Below are 23788 nucleotides of genomic sequence, written 5' to 3' on the forward strand. Positions count from 1 at the left end.
CAACCTAGCGGCAGTATAGGGCTAATTTCCAGTCCTATACTGTCGCTGTTTTTTGTACAAACCGATATTTGACGCACTCAAAATCCCCGTACCTTTTGGAATCCCAAGCTGCTAAACGTTCGCTTTTCAGATGAATATTCAGCATTCAATAGCTGATTATTAGCATATTCCCCCTTTATTTCTGCCAAAATAAATACTGTCAACAGCGCTCATGACGCTTTCTTCTTTTCCTTTCATTGCGACTGTAAACGCTATCCATTAACATGATTATATTCCCGTTTGTTAATAGCTGTATGAAAAACGGTGAAAACTTGTTGCGCGTGATGATCGCTTCGCTCATTCATATACCCGCGCTTATCGAAGCTGTTATTGCTTCGCAATTCATTGAGGAGGAGTCATGTCATGAGTAGTCAAGAAGTACAACCATCGTCATCCGGCGGCGTAAAGGTAGGGGTGCAAAAATTCGGCCGATTCCTAAGTGGAATGGTTATGCCGAATATCGGTGCATTTATTGCCTGGGGGATTATTACAACCCTGTTCATTCCTACCGGCTGGTTTCCAAATGAAGATTTGGCAACGCTTGTTGGCCCAACCATTACTTATTTGCTTCCGCTCTTGATCGGTTATACAGGTGGTAAAATGGTTCACGGCACCCGGGGCGGCGTCATCGGGGCTATGGTTACGATGGGCGTTATTCTCGGATCGGACATTACCATGTTCCTCGGAGCCATGATCGTAGGTCCGCTGGCCGCATGGATATTGAAAAAATTTGACCAAGCGCTGGAAGGTAAAATTCCATCAGGCTTCGAAATGCTTATCAATAACTTTTCATCCGGCATCATCGGCGCGGCTCTCTCGATTGGGGCATACAAAGGCGTTGGCCCGCTTGTTACCGCATTTAGCAATCTGATTTCTTCCGGCGTAGAATTTCTCATCAACCACGGCCTCTTGCCGCTGGCGAACATTTTAATTGAACCGGGTAAAATTTTGTTCCTGAACAATGCGATCAACCACGGTATTTTAAGTCCAATCGGGCTTGAGCAATCGCTTGCTACTGGCAAATCCATTATGTTCATGCTGGAGTCGAATCCAGGTCCCGGTCTTGGTATACTGCTCGCTTACTGGCTGTTTGGCAAAGGCGCAGCGAAAGGCTCTGCTCCAGGCGCTATCATCATTCAGTTTTTCGGCGGTATTCACGAAATTTATTTCCCATACGTCCTCATGAATCCGCGCCTCATTCTTGCGGTTATCGGCGGCGGCATGGCTGGTACGTTTACCTTCACCCTGCTGGGCGCAGGCCTTACAGCCGCTCCTTCACCAGGAAGTATTCTCGCTTATTTTGCGCTCGTTCCTAAAGGCGGCTACTTTGCCATGATTAGCGGTGTTGTTATCGCGGCGGCAGTATCATTCGTAATCGGCGCGCTTCTGCTGAAAACAAGCAAAAACGCTCAAGGCGATATTGAGGAAGCAACGACTAAAATGCAAGATATGAAGGCCTCCTCTAAAGGCGCTGAAACAGCCGGTGCTCAAGCTGGCACAGCTTCCGCAGCTGCTAATACGGTGAAATCGAAAAACGAAGTAAACAAAATTATTTTTGCCTGCGACGCTGGAATGGGCTCTAGTGCGATGGGTGCTTCCATTATGAAAAAGAAAGTCAAAGCAGCTGGTCTCCCTGTACAGGTGACCAACACAGCGATCAACGATCTACCGTCTGATGCGGATATCGTCATTACCCATAAATCTCTGACTGAACGGGCGCGCCTTAAAGTTCCTGGAGCTGAGCACATCTCCATTGAAGATTTCTTGAAGAGCCCCGAGTATGATGCGCTAATTAAAAGATTAAGCTAAACGAAGCAAGTCTAGACTTTGCGCTTAACGCTGACATTTAATGTCGGCGTTAAGTCCATTTCCCGGATAAGGATGATCTCCTATCAAAGTATCGACGAGACAGCGACGTATTGTAGAGCTGCTGCTGGAGCAGCGGGATGAAATAACAGCGGCCGATATTGCTGCTGAGGTCGGGGCAAGCACCCGAACGATTCACCGCGAGCTGAGTGACATTGAGCTTGTACTAGCTGCCAATCATATCAAGCTGCATAAGCGTTCCGGAATCGGGATCAAACTCGAAGCGGACAGCGAGCGACTAGAGCGTTTTAAGCAGGCGCTCGAGCATGCAGATCTGTTTGAATATTCAGCAGAGGAACGCAAGGCGCTTATATTGTGCAGGCTGCTTAAGCATACCGAGCCGATTAAACAATTTTCGCTCTCCCACCAGCTGCGCGTTACGATGCCAACGATTAGCCATGATCTTGATGAGCTGGAGCAAATGATTCGCAATCATGGGCTGACACTTGTGCGAAGGCGCGGCTATGGCGTAGAAATAAGCGGACCAGAGCCAGCAAAAAGGCTGTTCATTGCTTGGCTCGCGCAAACGCATCTAGACGAATCCGACCTGTTCGGCCAAGCTCAGGAAGCCGCAGCCCAGCATCCTTTATCCAAGGAGCTGCTGGCGATGGTTGGCAGGAAGCATTTTTTCTCCTTGGAGCAGGCGTTTTGGAAGCTAGAGGATGGCTGGCAGCTGCAATTGTCAGAAAAGGAGCATTTACATCTGCTCATTCGGCTTGCTGTCACGCTGACGCGAATTCAGGAAGGGCATTTGATTCCGCCGCATGTGAACGGACCTCTGCCTTCCTACTCAGCAAGAGGGGGAAGCAAAGCAGAGGAGCTGCTGCGCATGCTTGCATTGGAGCTGCCTGCTGAGGAAGTCCGCTATATCGCTAAGCTGCTCAAAGCGACCGATTCGTCTGAAGAAGACGGACTGCTGCTCGCCCAGGGAGATTGGACGCTCAGCGCAAGCGTAACGAAGCTGATCGCTTTTATGGAGGAGCAGCTGGGTGAGCCTTTTACCGAGGACCGCTCCCTTAGAGAAGGGCTGCAGCAGCATATGCTCCCTGCTTTTCGCAGAATTGAGGAAGGCAGCACGATTCGCAATCCGCTGCTGACACAAATTAAGAAAGATTATGAATTGCTGTTTACCCTTATTCGCAAAGGCGTTAATGCTATTATAAGCACGATCGAAGTGCCTGATGAGGAAATTGGCTACATGGTCATGCATTTTGGCGCCTCTATGGAACGGCTGAGGCAGTTTCCGCGAAAAGTTAGAGCGGTGCTCGTATGCACCAGCGGTATCGGTTCTTCAAAGCTGCTTGCCGTTCGAATTAGCAAGGAGCTGCCGCAAATCGAGCTGATTGGCAACCGTTCTTGGTACGAAGCGGCTCGCATGCCGGAGCAGCAATACGATCTCATTATTTCAACCGTTGATTTGCCGATAGCTGCCGAGCGTTATATTAAGCTAAGCCCTCTGCTGCTGGAAGCGGAAGTCGAACGACTGCGATCCTTTATTCAAAATATTACGCTCAAGCATGCTCCGTCGCCAAAAACGCCGGAAACGAGCAGCCACTCGCCGCTGGAGCGGTTGATGCAGTTAAAAATGTATGCTTCCGATGCGGTTATGCTGCTGGAAACCTTTCAGGTTTATACGATGCCGGAGCGGCCCGGCCTGCCGCGCGGCGATTTAGCGGTCGTCACCGAGGAGCTCATTGAGCGCATTCAGCATTTGCATGCAGTGACCGACGAGCAGAAGGTCGTTCAACTGCTGCTAACACGGGAACAGCATGGCAGCCAGGTCATTCCAGACACGGAGCTGGCATTGTTCCATACTCGCTCGGATGCCATTGCCTTTCCTGTGCTTAGCCTGTTTCGGTTTAATGAGCCGCTGCCATTTGGAGACAGCGGCGCTGTCCCCGTGAAGCAAATTTTATTGATGCTTGGCCCTGCCGAGCTTCGCCGCACCGCTTTGGAGATTTTGAGCGAAGTGAGCGCGATGCTGCTGATGTCGGAGCTGACAGAGCTGCTCAAGCACGGCAGCTCAGCGGAAATTCAAGCTTTTATATCCTTTCACCTAGAGAAAGAAATCAAATTCAAACTGGATTGGAGAAATGAGCCATGACTATTTTATCCACAGACAAAGTGAAATTGAACGTTCAAGTTAATGACAAATATGAGGCGATCCGCCTTGCGGGACAGCTGCTCGTTGAAGCAGGCCATGTTCCGGCGTCCTATGTGGACAAAATGCTTGAGCGCGAAGAACTGCTCTCGACCTATATTGGCGGCGGACTGGCGATGCCACACGGCACCAATGACTCCAAAAGCCTCATCCACTCCACGGGCATGTCCATCCTAATTGTACCTGGCGGGGTAGACTTTGGCGGCGACGAGCCAGCCAAGCTCGTTATTGGCCTGGCAGCGGTCGGCGATGACCATCTGAACATCTTAACAAGCGTTGCGATGCTTGTATCCGAGGAAGACGATATGGAGCGGATTTTGAATGCTAGCTCAGAGGCTGAGCTTATCGCGATTTTCGAGCAAGGTATGGAAGAATGAGGGCCGTCCATTTTGGCGCCGGCAACATCGGCAGAGGCTTCATCGGCCTCCTGCTCTCACAAGCAGGCTGCCGCGTAACTTTCGTCGATGTAAATGCCTCCCTCGTCGCGCTGCTGCAGGAAAAACAGCAATACAACGTTAAGCTTGCCAGCGAGCAAGCAGAGTCGTTCACGGTCTCGGGAGTGGACGCGATTAATGGCAATGATACGGCGCTCGTTGCCGCAGCGATTGCCGAGGCAGATCTCGTCACGACAGCCGTCGGCGTGTCAGTCCTGAAGCATATTGCCGGAGCCATTGCTGAAGGCATCACGCTTCGTCTGGCTAAGAACCCGGCAGCTTCCGCTTCTCCATTGCCTGTTATCGCCTGTGAAAACGCGATTGGCGGCAGTTCGCAGCTTAAGGCGCTTGTTTATTCCCATCTGGCCGCTGACGTTAGAGCGCAGGCGGAGCAAGCGATTGCTTTTCCAGACGCGGCTGTTGACCGCATCGTTCCGCAACAGCTGCATGACGATCCACTGCAAGTGACCGTAGAGCCTTTTTATGAGTGGACGGTTGACCGCTCTGCACTGCCGCAAGGAACGCCGGAAATTCCCGGCATCCATTATGTCGATCAGCTCCAGCCCTATATTGAGCGCAAGCTATTCACCGTAAATACCGGACATTGTGTTGCCGCTTATTATGGCTATTTGCAAGGGTATGCCACTATTCAGGAAGCAATGCAGGACGCGGCTGTCCGCAGTGAAGTCGAGGGCGCGCTTAAAGAAACGGGCGCGATGCTTGTTCGTACTTACAGCTTCTCGGAAAACGAGCATCAAGCGTATATTGAGCAAATTTTAGAGCGTTTTATTAATCCTTATTTGACGGATGAAGTGGTGCGTGTTGGACGTTCGCCGATTCGCAAGCTGTCGCCGGATGACCGTCTTGTGCGGCCCGCCCTGCTCGCCTTCGAGCTTGGCCTGCCTACTGTCCATTTGACTAAAGCAATGGCCGCAGCGCTGCGCTTTGCCTATACAGAAGACCCCGAAGCTGCGGAAATTCAGGCAGCTCTTGCAAGCTCAACACTGAGCGAGGTTATTGCGCGTTATACGTCACTGCCAGCGGATCATCCGCTGCACGGGCAAATTGTAGAAGCCTACAGCAAGCTTTGATCATCTTTGAAACGAATGGCTCTCGGTTTAAATCAATGAGTCGCAGGGTTAAGGAAAGGAATGAGGTTGCATGACAACACAATGGAAGGGTACCGGAGCGTCGCCAGGACTTGCGGCAGCACCCGCTTACTTTATTCATCAAGACCACTATACGCCGAAAAAGCTTGAAGCTGTAAATAGAACCGGGGAGATTCAACGCTTTCGCAGCGCAGTAGCCCAGGCGCAGGAAGAAATTGAAGCAATCAGGGTATCCACGGAGCAAAAGCTTGGCGCGGATAAAGCTGAAATTTTCGAAGGCCATTTGATGATTTTAGAAGACCCTGATTTCATTGATGCCGCAGAAGAAAAAATGAGCGAAGAAGGCATTAACGCTGAATATGCCCTTCATGAGGTTTCAACGTCCTTCATTGAACTGCTGCAAGCGATGGAGGATGAGCTGCTTCAAGGCCGCGCCGTCGATATTAAAGATGTGGCGGGCCGCATTATGAGTCATTTGCGCGGAGTGCCCCATCTCGATCTCGCGAATATGACGGAGGAATGTATTATTATTGCCGAGGATTTGACGCCTTCGGATACGGCGCAGCTCAATTTGGACGTCGTACGCGGCTTCATTACCGAAATCGGCAGCCGCACTTCCCATTCCGCCATAATGGCGCGGACGCTGGAAATTCCGGCAATCGTGGGCGTCGGCTCCGCCCTTCGCTCCCTTCCTGCGGATGCCTTCATCCTAATGGATGCCGCGGCTGGCTCCATCATCATCAACCCGTCCGCTGACGAGCTCGCTGCCTTCCAGCAGCAAAAGCAGCAATATGACCAGCATAAGGCTGAGCTGACCAAGCTGAGGGATCAGCCCTCCTTTTCCCGAGACGGCAAGCAGGTCGAGCTCGCTGCCAACATCGGCAAGCTCGAGGATGTGCAGCGCGCGCTCGATAATGGCGCCGAGGGCATCGGCTTGTTCCGCACCGAGTTTCTTTATATGGGACGCAGCTCGCTGCCAACCGAAGAGGAGCAATACACCAGCTACAAATATGTACTCGAAAAAATGAACGGCAAGCCCGTCGTCATCCGCACGCTCGACATTGGCGGCGACAAAGAGCTGCCTTACATGGATTTGCCGAAGGAAAGCAATCCATTCCTTGGCCAGCGCGCGCTGCGGCTTTGCCTCGACCGCCAGGATATTTTCCGCACACAGCTGCGCGCCCTGCTTCGTGCCAGCAGCCATGGCAATCTCAAAATCATGTTCCCGATGATTGCAGTCATCGAAGAGCTGCTTGAGGCGAAAAAACTGCTGGCCGAAGAACAGGCAAAGCTTGCTGCCGAGGGAATTGCTGTCGCTGACCATATTGAAGTCGGCATGATGGTTGAAATTCCGTCCGCTGCTGTGTCTGCTGACCTGTTCGCGCCAGAGGTGGATTTTTTCAGCATCGGGACGAATGATTTGATTCAATATACGATGGCGGCGGACCGGATGAACGAAACGGTATCGTATTTGTACCAGCCTTGGCATCCTTCGATTTTGCGCCTCATCAGCATGGTGATAAAAGCCGCGAAGCAGGAAGGCAAATGGGTTGGCATGTGCGGGGAAATGGCTGGCGATACGACGGCGATTCCGCTGCTGCTCGGGCTTGGGCTGGATGAATTCAGCATGAGCGCTGGCGCGATTTTGCAGGCTAGACAGCTCGTTGGCGAGCTGGATCAGGCCGAGTGGGCTGCTTACGCTGAGCAGGCGCTTACGCTGAGCAGCTATGAGCAAGTGACCGATTTCGTTGAGCAAAAACGCAAATAAGAATTAGACTAATATTTAAATACTTCAAATACAAATATATCCGAAATGGAGTGATCTCCTCATGATCAGTCAAACGTTTACGATTCTTAACCCAACAGGTTTTCACGTTCGCCCGGCTAAAACTTTCGTTCAGGCCGCAAGCGCCTTTCCCTGCAAAATTTCCGTCCTGAACAAGGGCAAAAAAGTAAATGGCAAAAGCTCGCTCAGCATGCTGACGCTCGGCATTGCCGTGAACGAGGAAGTGACGCTGGAAATCGACGGCGAGCAGGAAGCCGAAGCGATGAAGGCCCTTGGCGATTTGCTGACGCAAATTCACGAATAAGCGGGCTTGATTGCCCATCGCGCTTGATCCATTCCAGCAGCATCTAACGCAAGGCCGACTCCACTCGGTCTTGCGTTTTTTCGCGCCCTTCCATTTGCCCGAAAAAATCGGTAAAATGGTAGAGAATTGTTCAGTAATATGGATAGGAAGCCCATTTTGCAAATAGGAAGGAATAATTAAATATGATCATTCAACCAAAAACACGCGGTTTTATTTGTACGACAGCACATCCAGAAGGCTGCGCCGAGCAGGTCCTTCGTCAAGTCGAGTATGTAAAATCCAAGCCGGCCATTGCAGGCCCACGCAATGTGCTCGTAATCGGCGCTTCGACAGGCTACGGCCTAGCATCGCGCATCGTCTCCTCCTTTGCAGCTGGCGCCAATACGATTGGCGTTTATTTCGACAAAGCCGCTGAAGGCGCACGCACGGCTTCCGCAGGCTGGTACAACTCCGCTGCTTTCGAGAAAGCGGCAGCAGAAGCAGGCCGCAAATCGTTCAGCATCGTTGGAGACGCTTTCTCTGATGAAATCAAAACCCAAACGCTTGATCTGATCCGCAGTGAGCTGGGCACCATTGATCTCGTCGTGTACAGCGTAGCATCACCGCGCCGTACTCATCCAAAAACCGGCGAAACCTTTTCTTCGGTCATTAAGCCGATTGGCGGAACCTACACGAACAAAACGGTTAACTTCCACAGCGGCGACGTAACAGAAGCGACAATCGAGCCGGCTACTGAGGATGAAATCCGCCAGACGATTGCCGTTATGGGCGGCGAAGACTGGCAAATGTGGATCGATCAGCTTGAGGAAGCCGGCTTATTGGCAGACGGCGCAACTACTGTTGCCTACTCCTATATCGGCCCTGAAATTACGCATGCGGTTTACCGTGAAGGTACAATTGGTTATGCTAAAAATGATCTCGAAGCAACGGCGAAGCGCCTGAGCACGCAGCTCAGCACGAAAGGCGGACGGGCCTTCGTTTCCGTTAACAAAGCGCTCGTTACCCAATCCAGCTCGGCGATTCCAGTTGTACCACTATACATTTCCGCGCTGTATAAGGTTATGAAGGAAAACGGCACGCATGAAGGCTGTATCGAGCAAATGTACCGCCTGTTCTCTGATCGCCTGTACAATGCTTCCGGCGAAACACTCGTTGACGACAGAGGCCTAATCCGCGTTGACGATTGGGAAATGAGACCTGAAATCCAAGCTGAGGTTGCGAAGCTATGGTCAGAGCTGACTACAGAAAATGTGTACGAGCTTTCCGACCTTGCTGGCTACCGCAAAGAGTTTTTCCAGCTGTTCGGCTTTGAAACCGACGGCATTGATTATGAAGCCGATGCCAACCCGGATGTTGCCATCCCTAACCTACGTTAATCGCTATTTTTAATAAAACAGCCTCCAAGCCTCCACACTTGCGTTAATCGCAGGCTTGGAGGCTGTTTTGCGTTTAATTTAAGCAGTCCGCAAGGTGGCAAAGCTGGCTATCAGCTTGTCTATTTTAATTACAGCGTTACGGCAATGACAAACGACAAGGGCGAGCTATTTTGGCTCGTTGGCACGGATTCAGGCTTTGAAGGCTTGACCACCCTTTATTATGATGACATTACGCTGACGCTCACTTCCTAAATCGAGCGAACTATGACTTGAATCTGACCTCCTTCGATGTATAATGGAATGTAGTAGTTTTTCGTAGCAAAACTTAAGTTTATGTTTTCGATGCAGTTTTGCTGCGCAAAACTTAAGTTTACGCTTTCGAAGCAGTTTTGCTGCGCAAAACTTGAAGGAGGAGCACAATGCAGAAGGTTAAAATATTTTCGGGATCATCCAATCGCGCGCTTGCCGAGGAAATTTGTGGTTCACTCGGTATTCCGCTGGGCAATGTCGCCATATCCCGCCAGCAAAGCGGCGAAATCCACGTATCGTATGAAGAACCAATTCGGACATGCCATGTCTTTATTGTACAAGCACTGTCCCATCCGGTTAATGAACATTTAGTGGAATTGATGATTATGATCGATGCGGCGAAGCGTGCTTCCGCCAAGACCATTAATCTCGTCATTCCTTATTATGGATATGCGCGCCAGGAACGCAAATCCGCTCCTCGTGAGCCGATTTCTGCCAAGCTGGTGGCTGATGTGCTGACTACGGTCGGCGCTCATCGCATCATTACCGTGGATTTGCATGCAGATCCTATTCAAGGCTTTTTCGAAATCCCGGTCGATCATCTGACGGCTCTGGATCTCATTATCAGACATTTGAAAAGCCAAAATATCGTCAATCCCGTCGTCGTTTCGCCGGATGCTGGACGAGCTTCAACAGCAGAGAAGCTGGCGAACTACTTGGATTGCCCGTTTGCCATCATGATCAAAAACCGTCCGGCCCACAACCAGTCGGAAATTACCCACATTATCGGTGAAGTGGAAGGCATGACGCCGATTATTATTGAGGATTTGATCGATACAGGCAGCACCATCGTAAACGTCGTTGAAGCGCTCCACAAAAAAGGCGCCCATGATGCCTACGTTTGTGCAACGCACGGCTTGTTCTCGGCCAACGCCATCCAGAAGCTGACGCACCCGAACATCCGTCAGGTGGTTGTAACGGATACGATTGCGCTAAGCGATCATTCGGACAAATTTTTCGTACTGCCAATGTCACCGCTCATCGCAACCGCCATTAAGATCATTTCCGAAGGCGGCTCGCTCGATAAGCTCTTCAAAATCGGCGGCTAATATTTTTTGGTGATACAGGCCGCAATCGCGGCAACGCAAAAACGCAGGGTAGTGCTGCAAGCAAGCAGACCTCCCCTGCGTTTTTATTTTTGGCAGATAATAAGATCAGCGAACATATCCAAAACCGAAGTTTAGTTGACCCACTGTACAATTTCCTCTAACGGCAGCCTTGACTTGGGGCGCTTTGGCTCAGCGAGCCGGTAGCCGAAAGCAGCCATTACGGAAACCTCCAAATTCCCGCCCTCCAGCAGCCCTTCTTCGTTCAAAATCGCATGCGCCTGATCCAGATTAAAGCCTTCAATCGGGCAGGAATCAATGCCCATTTGCGCAGCAGCGGTCATCATGTTGGCAAGCGGGATATACGTCTGCTTCGACGACCAATCCAGCAGCGTGCGCTCATTATCCAGCAAATGCAGATCGGACTCCTGAAACGACTTATAAATCACAGGAACCTTCTGATATACTTCCTCGCGCATTCCTTTAACCTGCGTGTACATATGTTTCATATATTCCGAATCGTAGCGCACATTGCGGCGTGCTAAAATAACGATAAAATGACTCGCCGTTTCCAGCTGTTTTCTCGCTCCCCAGGATACGTCAGCCAGCTTCGCACGCAGCGCCTTGTTTTGAATAATGACAAATTTCCATGGCTCCAGCCCAATGGAGCTAGGGGACAGCCTGCCCGTTTCCAAAATAAACTGAAAATCCCCATCGGATATTTTTCGCTCGAGGTCAAATTCCTTCGTCGCATGCCTGAACCAAAAGGCGTCCAATATTTGCTTTTTTTTCGCTTCGTAATCGTTCATGCTTCGCTTCCTTTCCAAACCTTTAAATTCATCATAATAGAATCTAAGGCATGGAACAAGTGAACGTCGTTACGGACTTTACGCCTCCGGCTAGCCTGCCCACACTTGTGAAAAGGCAAACAACGCCCGCCAGCATCAGTTCCCTGACAGCGGCGGGCGTTGTTGTAAAGCTATACATACGCTTTTAATTGTAATGTTATTTCGTACTGCGCTTGCCGCCTGCATATTTCGCCGTTCTTGCATCTTGAATAACACCGCTCCAGTTCAGACCGTAGCCAAAGTCATAGGCATGGCCTACTGTATCGACATACACATCCATATCATGCGGCGTGTCTTCAAGCTGCTCTTCCACTGTCTGCATGTCCCGCGGCATCTGGAAAGGCAGCAGGCCAGACGGCTCGGAAGCCCCGATGATCGTCTCCAGAAGCGCCTGCTCCTGCAAGCCAAAATGGGCAATAATGGCGTCCGCTTCAGCTTCAAATTCAGCGACTACCGCCGGGTTGCTGAGCGTAATCGAAACGATAACGGGCTTGCCCTTCATTTTCGCTTTCGTGTCCAGCACCATATCCAGATCGGATTCGTTGGCAACAGAAACCGTCTTCCCTTTGTAGGTACGATTCAGCACATCGCGCGCATCGCCAGCAAGGCTCGTCTCACGTGCATGCACAGCCGTATACGGACGGTATTGAAGGCTGACCGGCACATAGCCATTTCCGCCCGCTTCAGCGTCTGCCTTGCTGTAGCCCATCGTGCTAAGCGGGCTTTCAATGCACACTAATGCAAAATCCGCCTGCTCTGGATTGTCCGTCACGTCAAAATACTTCTGGGCCGTATCCACGCTAATCGGGGAACCTTCGAAGGACGGCGTTGGCAGACCGAGCCAGCTCGCACCCTCCGGCCGGAACTTCCGGGGAATATAGGCGGTCAGGCGCCCGCTTGCAGCAGACAGTGGCAGCGTTTGCCCTTCATTTTTCAACAGCACAATCGATTTCAGCTGCGCTTCGAAGCCAGCCGCCATGAAAGTAGGGGAGCCTACCGTCGCAGTCGTCTGCGCCACTTCCAAATAAGGATTTTCAAAGAGGCCAAGCCGGAAAATATTTTTCAGCAGCCGTACTGCCGATTTCTCGAAACGACTGCGCATAAACGCCTCGCCATGCTGCTGCACGCCGATCTGATAGGCTTCAATAACCGGACTCGTCTCATTGTTGCCGCCAAATTGATCAACGCCAGCCATAAGCAGCTTGTAGTGGCGCTCCGCTACGCTGTAGCCTTCCTCGACACCCCAGCAGCGGCCGCCGCTCATCAGCCTCGTAATATCATCGCCTTCATCTGCGGTAATACCCCAGTCCGTGCAGACGACGCCGTCGTAGCCGTACTGCTCGCGCAGCAAATCATTTATGAGATAGCTGTTGTAGGAGTTGCCGACATCTTCGCCATTAATCGGGTCTTGTCCTTGCGAAATCGTATAATAAGGCATAACCGCAGAAGCTTTGCCGGTCTTGCCAGCCAGCTTGAACGCTCCTTCCGTAAAAGGACGCAAATGCTGCTCAAACTGCTCTCCCGGATAAACAGCATACTTGCCATAGCCAAAATGCGCATCGCGGCCGCCTTCGCCCGAGCCCCCGCCCGGCCAATGCTTCACCATCGCATTAACGCTGTCATAGCCCCAGCCTTCGGCAATTTCATGCTCTCCCTCCGACGTCTGGAAGCCGTCAATATAAGCCCGACCCATATCAGTTGATAGCTGGGGATCTTCGCCAAAGGTCATGCCAAAACGGAACCAGCGCGGATCGGTGCCAATATCGACCTGCGGCGACAACGCCGTGCCAATTCCGAGCGCCCGATACTCCCTGGCTGCAACCTCGCCGAATTTTTTCGCCTCCTCCGGATCGAACGTAGCGGCAAGCCCCATCGTCTCCGGCCACATCGAAATGCTGCCGCCGGCTCCAGCATTAAATTCCTTCGTCGAATCTGTCGCATGCCGCGGATCAGAGCTCGTATTTACTGGGATGCCCAGCCCTAAGCCTTCAACATATGCCTGCATCGTATTGTTCCACTGCGCCGCCGTTTCCGGGCTTTCCACCATCGTCAGCAGCACATGGCGCAAATGATCCTGCTCCAGAAAAGCAAGCTGCTGGTCCGTCAGCGCATGTGAGTCCGCACCGCTATTCGCAAATGTCTTGCCTCCATAAGTGCCCGGATGCCAGCCCAGGCTAGCCGGAACCGCCTGATGGCTGCTGTAGAGCATAAGCCCGGCAATTTGCTCGATGCTCATTTTCGAAGCGAGATCCTCAGCCCGCTCCTGCGGACTAAGCCGCCAATCCTCATATTTATCCAGCTTGCCATCCTTGTTCAAATCTTTAAAATAAAAGCCGTCCTGCTCCAAAATACGGACGCCTGACAAAGTGGAATAGCCGAGCTTGGGCCCGTTTTTATTGTGAATATATTGAATAGCAGTAGCCTGATCATACTTGTCTGCCAAACCGATCCCATCCCTTCGCGTGCCTGTAGATGCCTTGCTTACCTTATAATTATAGCGAATTGGGCCATGCTCAGGCTAATCGTATTCCGACTTTTTAGTTGTGATATTAAGACTATTATTGAAAAAATGGCCGCAGAGCCCATTCGCGCTCTGCAGCCATTAGAAGAACGGTCGGTGACTTCCGTTCTATCACCGTTTTATTAGGACATTCCTCAACTTGATTCGTTTATTTCTTGAACAAGCTCAGGGCATCGTCAAGCGCCATGCTGTGGCCTAGCGACGAATAATCGAGCCATTTTTGCCCGTCAAGCACATAAACGTGATTGTTTTTCACCGCTTTTAAGTTAAGCCATACCGGATTTTGCTCCAGCTGCTCAAAATTCGCTTTCGCCTCATTGCCTTTGCTGATGATGACGAAAATCGCATCCGCATCAAAATCGGGCAGCACCTCCTGCGATATAACCGCATAGGGCTCATCCGCAATTTTTTCAACGCCCGTTGCCGGTGTCAGCCCCAAATCCTCGAACATAATCGGTCCTACCGGACGTTTCATGCCCATGACGCGAAGCTCCTTCGCTGTTGTGCGAATCGCCATCACCTTGGCATCGGCGCCAAGCTTGCTGCTAATCAGCGTCTTTACGCTAGCTGCTTTTGCTTCATAAGCCTTAATAAACTGCTCTGCTTCTGACTGCTTGTCGACATGCTCGGCAATCCGCTTTAAATGATCTCTCCATGTGCCATTGTCCATATCGATGGAAATCGTCGGAGCAATCTTCTCGAATTTGGCAAGGTCTGCGCCAGAATATACTTCATCAATGTAAATAACATCCGGCTTCAGCGCCAGCACAGCTTCCATATCCGGATCTGTAACAACACCAAGCTTCGCTGTGCCTTCCAGACGATCCGCTACGTGGGGAAGGAAATCCTTCACGTCGCCACCGACAACCGAACCCGCAGGTTTAATCCCTAGAGCAAGCAAATTGTTCGTAATATGAATCGACATGGAAGCGATTTTCACATCAGAGCCATGCGGCTCCACTTGCCCAGCGCTCGGTGAAGCGCTCGCTTCTGCAGAAGCTTCGGCTCCTTGGGCTGCATTGCCTCCATTCGTGCTTTGTGGTGAGGCAGCTTGTCCACAAGCCGCCAGCATGGCGACAACCATCAGGCTGATTAGCGTCAGCAGCGCTTTAGAAGAAAATAGTGATTTATTCATAACTCGTTAAGTCCCCCGTATTCATCGTCTGAACGTTCGTTCAGCATCAATTGATTTAAATTGTTAAAACTTCCCCACTTGCATTACCTACATAACCTACACTACTCTGCCCAGCTCAAACTTTTTTCCTGAATAGCATGTACAGAAAATATGGGCCGCCGATAAGGGCAACGATGACACCGGCCGGAATCGCATTAGGCTGAAAAATAGACCGTCCAATCGTATCCGCAGCTACGAGTATTACAAGTCCGATGCTAGCCGCCGCCGGCAAAAAATAGCGATGCTGAGGGCCGGCTAGCCTGCGGGCCAGATGTGGAGCTACGAGACCGATAAAGCCAATACCGCCGGTCATGGAGACGCTGGCGCAGGACAAAGCTACGGCAAGAATCATCATGAGCAGCCGATTTCGCGTAACGCTGCTGCCTACGCCTGAAGCGATTTCATCGCCAAAGCTGAACAAATCCAGCGTCTTCGATTTTAAATAAATGATCGGCACCAAAATGACGATCCACGGCAGCAGCGCCCAAACGTTGATCCAATCTCTGCCCCATACACTTCCCGCCAGCCAACGTGCCGCAAATGCATACGTATCCGGGTCCAGCTTAAGGGAGAGGAATAGCGTAATCGCACTGACACCTGCTTCTATCGCAATCCCTACTAGAATAAGCCGGATCGGCATAATGCCCCGCTGCCTGTCATACGCCAGCAAAATAATGACGATGGCGATTACACTGCCCCCGGCAAAGGTAAACATCGGAATGAGCATCGCAAGCGAGCCTTCCATCGTCCGAAAGAAGGATACAAATACGATTAGTCCGAAGGCAGCTCCGGCATGCAGGCCCAAAATACCCGGATCAGCCAGCGCATTGCGTGATACGCCTTGCAGCACTGCTCCGGCAACCCCAAGCCCGATGCCGCCAAGCATCGTTACAACGATACGCGGCAGCCGGTAATCGAACAAAATCATTTGCTCCTCCGTCGTTCCCCCGCCCAGCAGCGTCTGCCATACCGCAAGCGGCGATAAGCGAATGGTCCCTGTATTTAAGCCGATCAAAATGACTACAATGGCTAAAATAAACATGACGACGCTGACCGTAATCGCCCTGCGAGCCCGATATGCCGATTGATCCATGTCTAGAGCTCCCTCCTCTCTTTACGTGCTAAATAGAGGAAAAATGGAACGCCGACCATAGCAACCATCGCGCCAATGGCAAATTCCCGCGGCGGATTGACCATCCGCGATGCAAAATCAGCCCAGACGAGCAGACTTCCGCCAAGCAGCGCTGAAAACGGCAGCACAAACCGGTAATCGACGCCGACGATTCGGCGGGCCATATGCGGAATAACAAGCCCGACAAAAGCGATAGAGCCTGCGGCTGACACCGAAGCTCCAGCCAGCACTACAGCTATGAGCAGGCCGAGTATGCGGATGCGGGCTGTTTTAATGCCGAGTCCCGTTGCCGCTTCTTCGCCAAGGGAGAGAAACGTAATGGGGCGTCCGAGCAGCATCGCACCTGCCAGACCAGCCAGTATAACGGGGGCCAGCAGCTTCAAATGCATCCACTTCATTCCCGCAACGCCGCCTGCATACCAGAAAGCCAAATCCTGGCTGAGGTCAAAATAAATCGCAATGCCTGTGCTGAGCGAATGCAAAATAGCAGCAACAACAGCGCCTGCTATCGTAAGCCGCAGCGACGTCAGCCCGCCAGGAGCTGCCGAGCCCAGCAGCATGATGAACAAGGTGCTTAAAGCAGCGCCAACGAAGGACAGCAGCATCAAATGCGAATAGGATAACGCCGGAAGCAGCGCAAAGCAAAGCGCCACAACGAAAGCCGCTCCGGCATTTACGCCGAGCAAGCCCGTATCCGCCATCGGATTGCGGGTTACCCCCTGCATAATAGCGCCTGCTACAGCAAATGCCATACCCGTAAGTGCGGCGCCCAGCACACGTGGCAGTCTCAGCTCATGTATAATTTGATGCGGCGTCAAGCTGGCATTATAATCAAAAACAGCCGTCCAAACCGTATGCAAATCCATTTCCTTCGCGCCATTCGATACTGCTATAAACAGCGAGAACACAAGCCATGCGCAGCCTGCAATAAGCGATAAACTTATCGTATATCCTTTGTTCCATTTCATACGCCTTTACCCGTAAAGCCTCCCCGAATATCAATATTGATAATCATTATCATCTTATTCATTATAACGCTTCCCGCTTTCCCGTACATGACATAATTCAAGATCGCCATATGGATTATTCTCAGGTTTACAGCGATAATCTATTCGGTGACAGCAGCAATTGCCCGGCTTCCTCCATCTGCAAATCAATGCCATAAGGGGCGTAGACGATCCATTTTGTTTTATCGAGGAAATATACACGATCATTTTTCACAGCCGGAAAGCTTCTCCACACCGGATTCGTTTTCAGCAAAGCTACCAGCAGCCTATGCTCGGCCTCGTTCGAGAAAACGAGAAACAAATAATCAGCTTCATAGCCGGACAGCTCCTCGGGCGTTATCGAAACCCAGTTGAAACCTGTTCCCGGCGCATGCTGCTGGAGTTTTTCACGAATTTTGGCAGGCGGTGACAGCTGCAGCGAGCGATAAAGCACGTGTCCAATATTGCGGGTGCCATAAATGCGCAGCTCCTCCTGCCGCGCGACGCAAATCGTTGCTGTCGTGCCTATGGACAAAGAGCGCATCAAGCTTCTGCGCAGCTGCTCCGCCTTGCGTTCATGGCGATCCCGCCATTTTCGCGCAGCCTCCTGCTTGCCCGTCAGCTCAGCCAGCTCATGCATATGGCTGTAGATATCCATCGTTGTCCAAGGAATGCCTACGATTGGCGCTACATCATTCATATGCTTCAGCGCCTTTGCCAGCACATTATCCTTGCAAACAAATAAATCCGGCTGCACTTCAAGAAAGGTTTGGCGCCCAATTCCCCAACGGTCAACCGCATGTTTTGGCAGCTCCAGCTCCCTTGTCACAATTGGTAGATGGGGGTGGACTTGAGCAGCGCAGAGCTCTACTCCCAGCGTAAACAGATGATCCGTATAGGCATAGGAAAGCGAGCTTATTTTCAAATCCCGATTCCGCGTGTACACCGTCGGCGCATAACCGCTCGTTGCCTTAAAACGGCGGCTAAAATAAAACTCGTCTCCATAGCCGACATCACCAGCAATATCATGAATCGGCTTATCGGTCAGCAGCAGCAGCTCCTTCGCCTTGTTCATCCGCAGATCGGTCAGAAAAGCGACCGGCGTCTTATTCATCACCTTCTTGAACACCTGTGAATAATAGGACGGGTGCAGCTGGGCAATTTCAGCAAGCTTGTCCACTCGAATGTCCTCGCGAAAATGGGACTGCATATAGCGGAGCGTGAGCTCCAGCCGCTTTTCCAAATCATTAGCTGCCATTGGAGCCGCATGTGCAATAACGCTGCCGAGCATTTCATGCAAATAATGCTGCTCCAGAAACCGGCTGCTCTCCTCCATACCGCTCTCTTCAGCCGTCAGCAAATAAAGCAGCCGCTTGAAGCGGCTTCCTTTGAGCTTAATAAGCCCTTCCACCGGAAACGCCAGCTCGCGCTCGTAAGCCCGCTGATGCTCGCCCTGCTCCTTCAAGCGGAATATATCAAAAATCACCCAGCACAGCTCCACTGGAGCAGTTGTATGGAGAGCTAGCTCCATTACCGTATTTGGTGAAAAAATATAATAACCATCGCGGGCAAGCTTCTCCCGTTCTCCGTTTATAATGAGCTCCCCCTTGCCTTTTGCTGCATACAGCAGCGTATGGCTTGGCAGCGGTTGCCTGCCATCCGCCCAGCTTGGGGAGGAAGAGGCTTGCCTGGCTTGTTTAATTTCCAATAATAGATCAGTCAAAAATGTCGTCATTTCTTGGACTCTCCCTTAATTGCCGCAGCAGGGCAAGGCAAAGCTTGGAACGTTCAGCGCTGGGCCTGGCCCGATTGTGCGGCATGCTGCTATTCATTATATAGAAAAAAATAGCCGCTGGCACTCTTATCCCCCACTAGCGCTTTATCTCGTCTGCATACAATTTGCCTCTGCTGGAAAAAATACCTGAGCCTAAGCAAATCAACAGGGAGGATGTCTGCCGCTATGCCTGATAACAAAACGGAGCAAAACATACCGCATAGCGACCGCATCAGCACCGACTTACAGGAAAATCTCGCAAAAATTCAGCAGCTTTTTACAGAAACACCCGATATGGTTACCCGCCACCTGACCATTAAGCAATCAGGCAAACAGGCTGTTCTGATCTACATCGACGGCTTAAATGACAAAGCGGCGATTAATGACGATGTTCTACGTCCCCTGCAGCAAGAGCTTGGTGAGGATAGCCAGGAAATTGCCGTCACGGTTGGCCATGTGGGGCATTTGTCCAGCTGGGAGCAAGCGGAGCTCGCGTTTTTCCAGGGGAACAGCCTCTTATTTATTGATGGCGGTGAGCAAGCCTATTCCCTCGATACTAAGGGATGGCCGCAGCGCAATATTGAAGATCCTCAGCTCGAATCATCGCTGAAGGGCGCGCATCAGGGCTTTCTGGAGTCAGGCGATTTGAATATTGCCCTCATTCGCCGTTATCTTCCCCACCGCGGACTCAAAATCAAACGGCTTATGGTCGGCGAAAGAGGACAAACGACCGTTTCGATTTTGTACATAGAGGATATTGCAAACGTCAAGTATATGGCGGAGCTGGAGCAGCGAATTAAGCAAATCACTGTCGATGCCATCATTAATACAGGTGAGCTGTGCGAGTTTATCGAAGATAATCCTTTTTCACTGTTCCCGCAGCTCATAACGACGGAGCGGCCTGACACGACCGCTTCCCAGCTGCTGCAAGGACGCTGTGCGGTTGTTGTCGACCGTTCCCCGAACGTTTTGATTGCTCCCGTCACCTTTATGTCCTTCTTTCAAAATATTGACGATTACAGCTCGCGCTGGACGATTGCAACGTTTCTTCGCCTGCTGCGCATGTTCGCTTTTATTACGGCTGCCTTTTTGCCCGCCATCTATATATCAGTCGTATCCTATCACTTTGAAATCATTCCACTCAAGCTGCTGCTCACGCTTGGGGAATCCAGGGGGCAGGTTCCCTTCCCGCCGTTCGTTGAAGCCATTCTAATGGAAATTACGCTAGAGCTGCTTAGGGAAGCTGGGATCCGTCTGCCTGCGCCGGTCGGCCAAACCGTTGGCATCGTTGGCGGTATCGTCATTGGACAGGCGGTCGTGCAGGCGGGACTGATCAGTAATGTTATGGTTATCGTTGTCGCCTTTACCGCCATCTCTTCCTTTATTCTGCCTAACTATGACATGGTCGCGGCGGTGCGGCTTATCCGTTTTATTTTAATGATATTGGCCTCCATGTTTGGATTCGTTGGCCTTGTCATTGGTTTTATGACGATGATTGGGCATATTATAGCCCTTAAATCACTGGGTACCTCCTATGGCAGTCCTATCGCTCCTGTGAGACTAGCCGATTTGAAGGATACGCTTATCCGTGTCCCTCTCTGGCTCATGGACAAGCGTCCGCTCAGCACAGCGCCTAAACAATCCAAACGTCAACGACAAAGCCGGATTCAGGAGGATACCGAATGAAAAGCTACGTGGGGAAGCAAATCACGCTATTCCAGTTCATTGCCATCATTTCTGGCAGCCAGGTCAGCGTTGCGGTACTAGGCTTGCCCAGACGGCTAGCGGAAGCGGCAGACACAGACGGCTGGATTGCACTCATCATCGGTTGGGCGCTAAGCCTGGTTGCCGGGCTCTCAATTGTTCGTATCATGAAGTTTCATCCGAATGGTAACTTATTCGACCTGTTATCGGAGTATATTGGGAAATGGGCAGGCAAGCTGGCCGCTCTGCTGTTTGCACTCTACTTTTTCTACCTGATGTACGATGGGCTTGCGCGCACTATTCTCGTTACCAAGACTTGGCTTCTGCCCACTACACAGTCGTTCATACTCATGCCGCTTCTGCTCATTCCCGCCTATTCCATTGTCAGGCATGGCGTCCGCAACGTGGCGAGATATGCCGAGCTTGTCATATGGATGTCGCTTTGGATACCGTTTATCTACTTGTTTACATTAAAGCATGCACACTGGCTGTATTTGCTGCCTATTCTCAAAAACGGCTGGATGCCTGTGCTGGCGGCGGTGAAATCAACCATTTATCCGATGCTGGGCATGGTCGAAATATTCGTGCTATATCCACATCTGAAATACAAGCAATATGCGGGAAAAGGTATTGTGATCGCCAATTCCATTACGGCACTCCTCTACCTGTTCGTCACGATTACTTGCTATCTTTATTTCAGTCCCGAAGAAAACAAGCTGTATAACGATCCAGTCATCAGCGTATTAAAGTCCATTGAGTTTAAATTTATCGAACGCATTGAAGTTCCGTTCATTGCCTTCTATCTGCTCATCTTTTCACTCATTTGGGTTCCAACGATTTATCTCGTCTCCTTTTGCACTGCCTGGCTGTTCAAGCAGGATAGCATTATCGTTCCGCTTCGAGTGCTGATTATATCGTTGGCAATTGGGACGTACTTTTATTTTCCCACCTATAATGTCAGCACCTATATGGCCAATTCTTTAAACTCGGTAGGACTTTTTATGGAATACATTTTCCCAATATGCCTGCTTGGTTATTTGTGGTTAAGCAAGCTTTGGAGAAAAGAAAGGAGCAGTCCATGAGCCCTATCGTCACACGAATCGGTTTAATGATGATCTTGTCTCTTTTCCTTTCGAGCTGCAGCGATCAGCTTAATTTGGAAAATGCGAATATCCCGCTTGTGCTTGGGATGGATTTGGATAAAAACGAAAAATTCCATTTTTATTTGACTGCGCCCGTGTTCAGCAACAACATTAAGAAAAAGAGCTATGAATTAACAGGCACAGCAAAAACGCTGCGGCAGTCCAAAGCCGCGCAGGATGCTCAAAGCTCAGGGTCAACACAGGGAAGAAATTACCAGGTCATTTTAATTGGCAAGCGAATGCTGAATTATGAGGGCTGGTTCAAAATGCTTGAGGTCATCTACCGCGATGCCCGAAATACAATAACGGATCGGGTCATAGTCGTTGATGGTTCAGTACCCGAGATGCTGTATTTGAATCCACCAGACCAGCCGATGCTTCCCATTTTGCTTCGCGGCATGGTCGATTCAACGAGCTCCCACTCAGAAACCGTTAGCACTACAGCTCATGAGCTTCACCGACAATTTACAGACTCAGGAATTACCCCATATATCTCACAGGTCAAAGTCATTGGCGGGAAAGTGCGGCTTCAGGGGACAGCGCTTATTTCCCAGACAGGCTTGTACAAGGGAACCCTTGACGCCCAGGAAACGGTGCTGCTGCGCATTTTGCAGAAAAATGCAGAGCCAGGCTTCAGCCTATCCTATCAACTGCCACAGGAGCCGGAAATCTCGCCTTTTGCAACTAATATGGTCAGCTTTACTGCGGGCAAGGTCAAAACTAAAATAAAAACGAGTTTTCAAAACAACCGCTTCAAATATGATTTTAAAATAAGCCTAGTCGTCGGCCTCTCCGAGCATCTGTTTCCCTTCGATGTTTATCATGACAGCAAGCAGCTTGAAAAAATGATTGAGGAGCAGTTAACCGCCCAGTTCAACGCGCTCATTGCCAAAATCCAAAAGCTCAAAATCGACCCTATTGGGCTAGGCATATACGCCAGAGCGTATGAATATAAAGCGTTCAAAAAAGTAGAGGATGAATGGGGAGAAGTGCTGTCACAGGCCGAAATCAATATTTCCACCAAGGTAAAAATCTCCGCAATGGGGCCGATAAAATAAGCCAAGCAGACTGTCCTTGATGGACTGCCTGCTTGGCTTATTTTCAAACGTACAGCAACATGGCTTCATTAAATGGTTCGCTTACGCTTGCTTTATAATGTCGAGCTTGTCGCCCGGCGCCATCACTTTGCCATTAAGGCCTCGTGCTTCAAGAGCCTGCACAAAGCTTTCGGCATCCTGCCTGATGGGCTCAAACGTATTATAGTGAATCGGTATTACGAGCTTCGCCCGGTACCATTCCGCTGCCTGCAGCGCTTCCTCCGGTCCCATTGTAAACTGGTCGCCGATAGGGATAAAGGCAATATCGATAACCTCTTGATCGCCGATCAGCTTCATATCGCTGAATAAAGCGGTGTCGCCGGCATGGAGGATCGTCAGCCCTTCGGAGCGAATAACAAAGCCCGAAGCAAGCCCTCCGTATGTAATCGTCTGCTTTTCTTCGTCAATAATGCCCGACGTATGGATAGCCGGCACCATTTTCGCCTGCGCAAAGCCTAAATCGACAGTGCCTCCGATATTCATCGGTATGGTCTGCGCACCTTTCCAGGACATATATGCCGCAAGCTCAAAATTAGCTACAACAGGCGCATCATTGGCTTTAGCTACTGGCGCCGCATCCAAAATATGATCTTGATGAGCGTGTGTCAGAAGGACAGCATTCACTTTAATATCCTCGGGCTTCGTAACCGCCTGCCCATTACCGCTGATAAACGGATCAATAATCAGTGACTTGTCCCCTGTTATGAGCTGTACAGCAGAATGACCATGGTAAATAATTTGCATCGCTTCCTACACTCCTTTAACGATAAATTAGCTTGAAGTCCTTATTTCCATATTACGCTCCGGCCTGTACAGTTGCAACCTAACGCGAGGAGCATCGCCTTGAATATACGAAGGGCAAGGTGAAACGGCTGCCCTCCGTCCTTTGGCGGCGCGGCGCGTTTCAGTCCGAGAAATATAGAGGAATGATGAAAAAATCATATCCTTTCCTATATTTCAAACAAAAGGCGGCCAAACGA

Annotated in this window: 18 protein-coding genes and 1 pseudogene; 12 read left to right on the forward strand and 7 right to left on the reverse strand. The window is 50.7% G+C overall.

What is annotated here, in order from left to right; all coding sequences use genetic code 11:
- Positions 1-402 precede the first annotated feature (402 nt).
- From ACSR9A_RS14735 to ACSR9A_RS14775, 9 genes and pseudogenes are all read left to right on the forward strand, one after another.
- Entirely contained in the window at positions 403-1848 is a 1446-nt protein-coding gene (locus ACSR9A_RS14735; RefSeq protein ID WP_473757870.1) for a PTS mannitol transporter subunit IIBC, read from the forward strand.
- Between the two features lie 109 nt (positions 1849-1957).
- A pseudogene (locus tag ACSR9A_RS14740) lies at positions 1958-2077 on the forward strand (HTH domain-containing protein); the annotation flags it as partial.
- 141 nt (positions 2078-2218) lie between these two features.
- Positions 2219-4009 (forward strand): BglG family transcription antiterminator, encoded by a 1791-nt coding sequence (locus tag ACSR9A_RS14745; protein WP_473757871.1) that lies wholly within the window; start codon positions 2219-2221, stop codon positions 4007-4009.
- Entirely contained in the window at positions 4006-4443 is a 438-nt protein-coding gene (locus ACSR9A_RS14750) for a PTS mannitol transporter subunit IIA (RefSeq protein WP_473757873.1), read from the forward strand. Before ACSR9A_RS14745 ends, ACSR9A_RS14750 begins: the two co-directional genes overlap by 4 nt.
- Positions 4440-5591: a mannitol-1-phosphate 5-dehydrogenase gene (locus ACSR9A_RS14755; protein ID WP_473757875.1), complete on the forward strand. Its 1152-nt coding sequence runs from the start codon at positions 4440-4442 to the stop codon at positions 5589-5591. The genes ACSR9A_RS14750 and ACSR9A_RS14755 overlap by 4 nt, the downstream gene beginning before the upstream one ends.
- A gap of 70 nt (positions 5592-5661) precedes the next feature.
- The gene (ptsP, locus tag ACSR9A_RS14760; protein ID WP_473757877.1) at positions 5662-7377 is read left to right on the forward strand and encodes a phosphoenolpyruvate--protein phosphotransferase; all 1716 of its coding nucleotides are present in this window, start codon (positions 5662-5664) and stop codon (positions 7375-7377) included.
- Positions 7378-7438: 61 nt separating this feature from the next.
- Positions 7439-7699 (forward strand): HPr family phosphocarrier protein, encoded by a 261-nt coding sequence (locus ACSR9A_RS14765; RefSeq protein WP_099519611.1) that lies wholly within the window; start codon positions 7439-7441, stop codon positions 7697-7699.
- A gap of 182 nt (positions 7700-7881) precedes the next feature.
- Positions 7882-9075: an enoyl-ACP reductase FabV gene (gene fabV / locus ACSR9A_RS14770; protein WP_473757878.1), complete on the forward strand. Its 1194-nt coding sequence runs from the start codon at positions 7882-7884 to the stop codon at positions 9073-9075.
- Positions 9076-9494: 419 nt separating this feature from the next.
- Complete coding sequence (locus ACSR9A_RS14775) at positions 9495-10433, forward strand: ribose-phosphate diphosphokinase (protein ID WP_473757880.1); 939 nt, start codon at positions 9495-9497, stop codon at positions 10431-10433.
- A 131-nt stretch (positions 10434-10564) separates the two neighbouring features.
- Here ACSR9A_RS14775 and ACSR9A_RS14780 read toward each other — a convergent pair whose 3' ends face one another.
- The 6 genes from ACSR9A_RS14780 to ACSR9A_RS14805 all read right to left on the reverse strand — a co-directional run bounded on the left by ACSR9A_RS14780 (position 10565) and on the right by ACSR9A_RS14805 (position 18826).
- On the reverse strand, positions 10565-11239 hold the full coding sequence (locus ACSR9A_RS14780) for an NAD(P)H-dependent oxidoreductase (protein WP_473757882.1): 675 nt from the start codon (positions 11237-11239) through the stop codon (positions 10565-10567).
- Positions 11240-11435: 196 nt separating this feature from the next.
- Positions 11436-13727: a glycoside hydrolase family 3 protein gene (locus tag ACSR9A_RS14785; RefSeq protein ID WP_473758020.1), complete on the reverse strand. Its 2292-nt coding sequence runs from the start codon at positions 13725-13727 to the stop codon at positions 11436-11438.
- A gap of 220 nt (positions 13728-13947) precedes the next feature.
- Positions 13948-14934, reverse strand: coding sequence for an iron-hydroxamate ABC transporter substrate-binding protein (locus ACSR9A_RS14790; RefSeq protein ID WP_473757883.1), 987 nt, complete (start codon positions 14932-14934; stop codon positions 13948-13950).
- A gap of 115 nt (positions 14935-15049) precedes the next feature.
- Positions 15050-16066, reverse strand: coding sequence for a FecCD family ABC transporter permease (locus tag ACSR9A_RS14795; protein ID WP_473757885.1), 1017 nt, complete (start codon positions 16064-16066; stop codon positions 15050-15052).
- A 2-nt stretch (positions 16067-16068) separates the two neighbouring features.
- A complete protein-coding gene (locus ACSR9A_RS14800) occupies positions 16069-17073 on the reverse strand; it encodes a FecCD family ABC transporter permease (RefSeq protein ID WP_473757887.1) in 1005 nt (334 codons plus the stop codon).
- Between the two features lie 127 nt (positions 17074-17200).
- Positions 17201-18826 (reverse strand): helix-turn-helix domain-containing protein, encoded by a 1626-nt coding sequence (locus ACSR9A_RS14805; protein WP_473757888.1) that lies wholly within the window; start codon positions 18824-18826, stop codon positions 17201-17203.
- A 225-nt stretch (positions 18827-19051) separates the two neighbouring features.
- On the opposite strand from ACSR9A_RS14805, the gene ACSR9A_RS14810 reads away from it, so the two are divergent.
- Genes ACSR9A_RS14810 through ACSR9A_RS14820 form a run of 3 tightly spaced genes read left to right on the forward strand, consistent with a single transcriptional unit; the run spans position 19052 to position 22769 of the window.
- Entirely contained in the window at positions 19052-20551 is a 1500-nt protein-coding gene (locus ACSR9A_RS14810; protein WP_473757889.1) for a spore germination protein, read from the forward strand.
- Positions 20548-21651 carry a GerAB/ArcD/ProY family transporter gene (locus tag ACSR9A_RS14815; protein WP_473757891.1) on the forward strand — a complete coding sequence of 368 codons (1104 nt, stop codon included), beginning with the start codon at positions 20548-20550 and terminating at the stop codon, positions 21649-21651. The genes ACSR9A_RS14810 and ACSR9A_RS14815 overlap by 4 nt, the downstream gene beginning before the upstream one ends.
- On the forward strand, positions 21648-22769 hold the full coding sequence (locus ACSR9A_RS14820; protein ID WP_473757893.1) for a Ger(x)C family spore germination protein: 1122 nt from the start codon (positions 21648-21650) through the stop codon (positions 22767-22769). Before ACSR9A_RS14815 ends, ACSR9A_RS14820 begins: the two co-directional genes overlap by 4 nt.
- Positions 22770-22850: 81 nt before the next feature.
- Here ACSR9A_RS14820 and ACSR9A_RS14825 read toward each other — a convergent pair whose 3' ends face one another.
- Positions 22851-23552: a metal-dependent hydrolase gene (locus tag ACSR9A_RS14825; RefSeq protein ID WP_473757895.1), complete on the reverse strand. Its 702-nt coding sequence runs from the start codon at positions 23550-23552 to the stop codon at positions 22851-22853.
- Positions 23553-23788 lie beyond the last annotated feature (236 nt).

The sequence above is a fragment of the Paenibacillus sp. R-74696 genome (assembly GCF_055814915.1).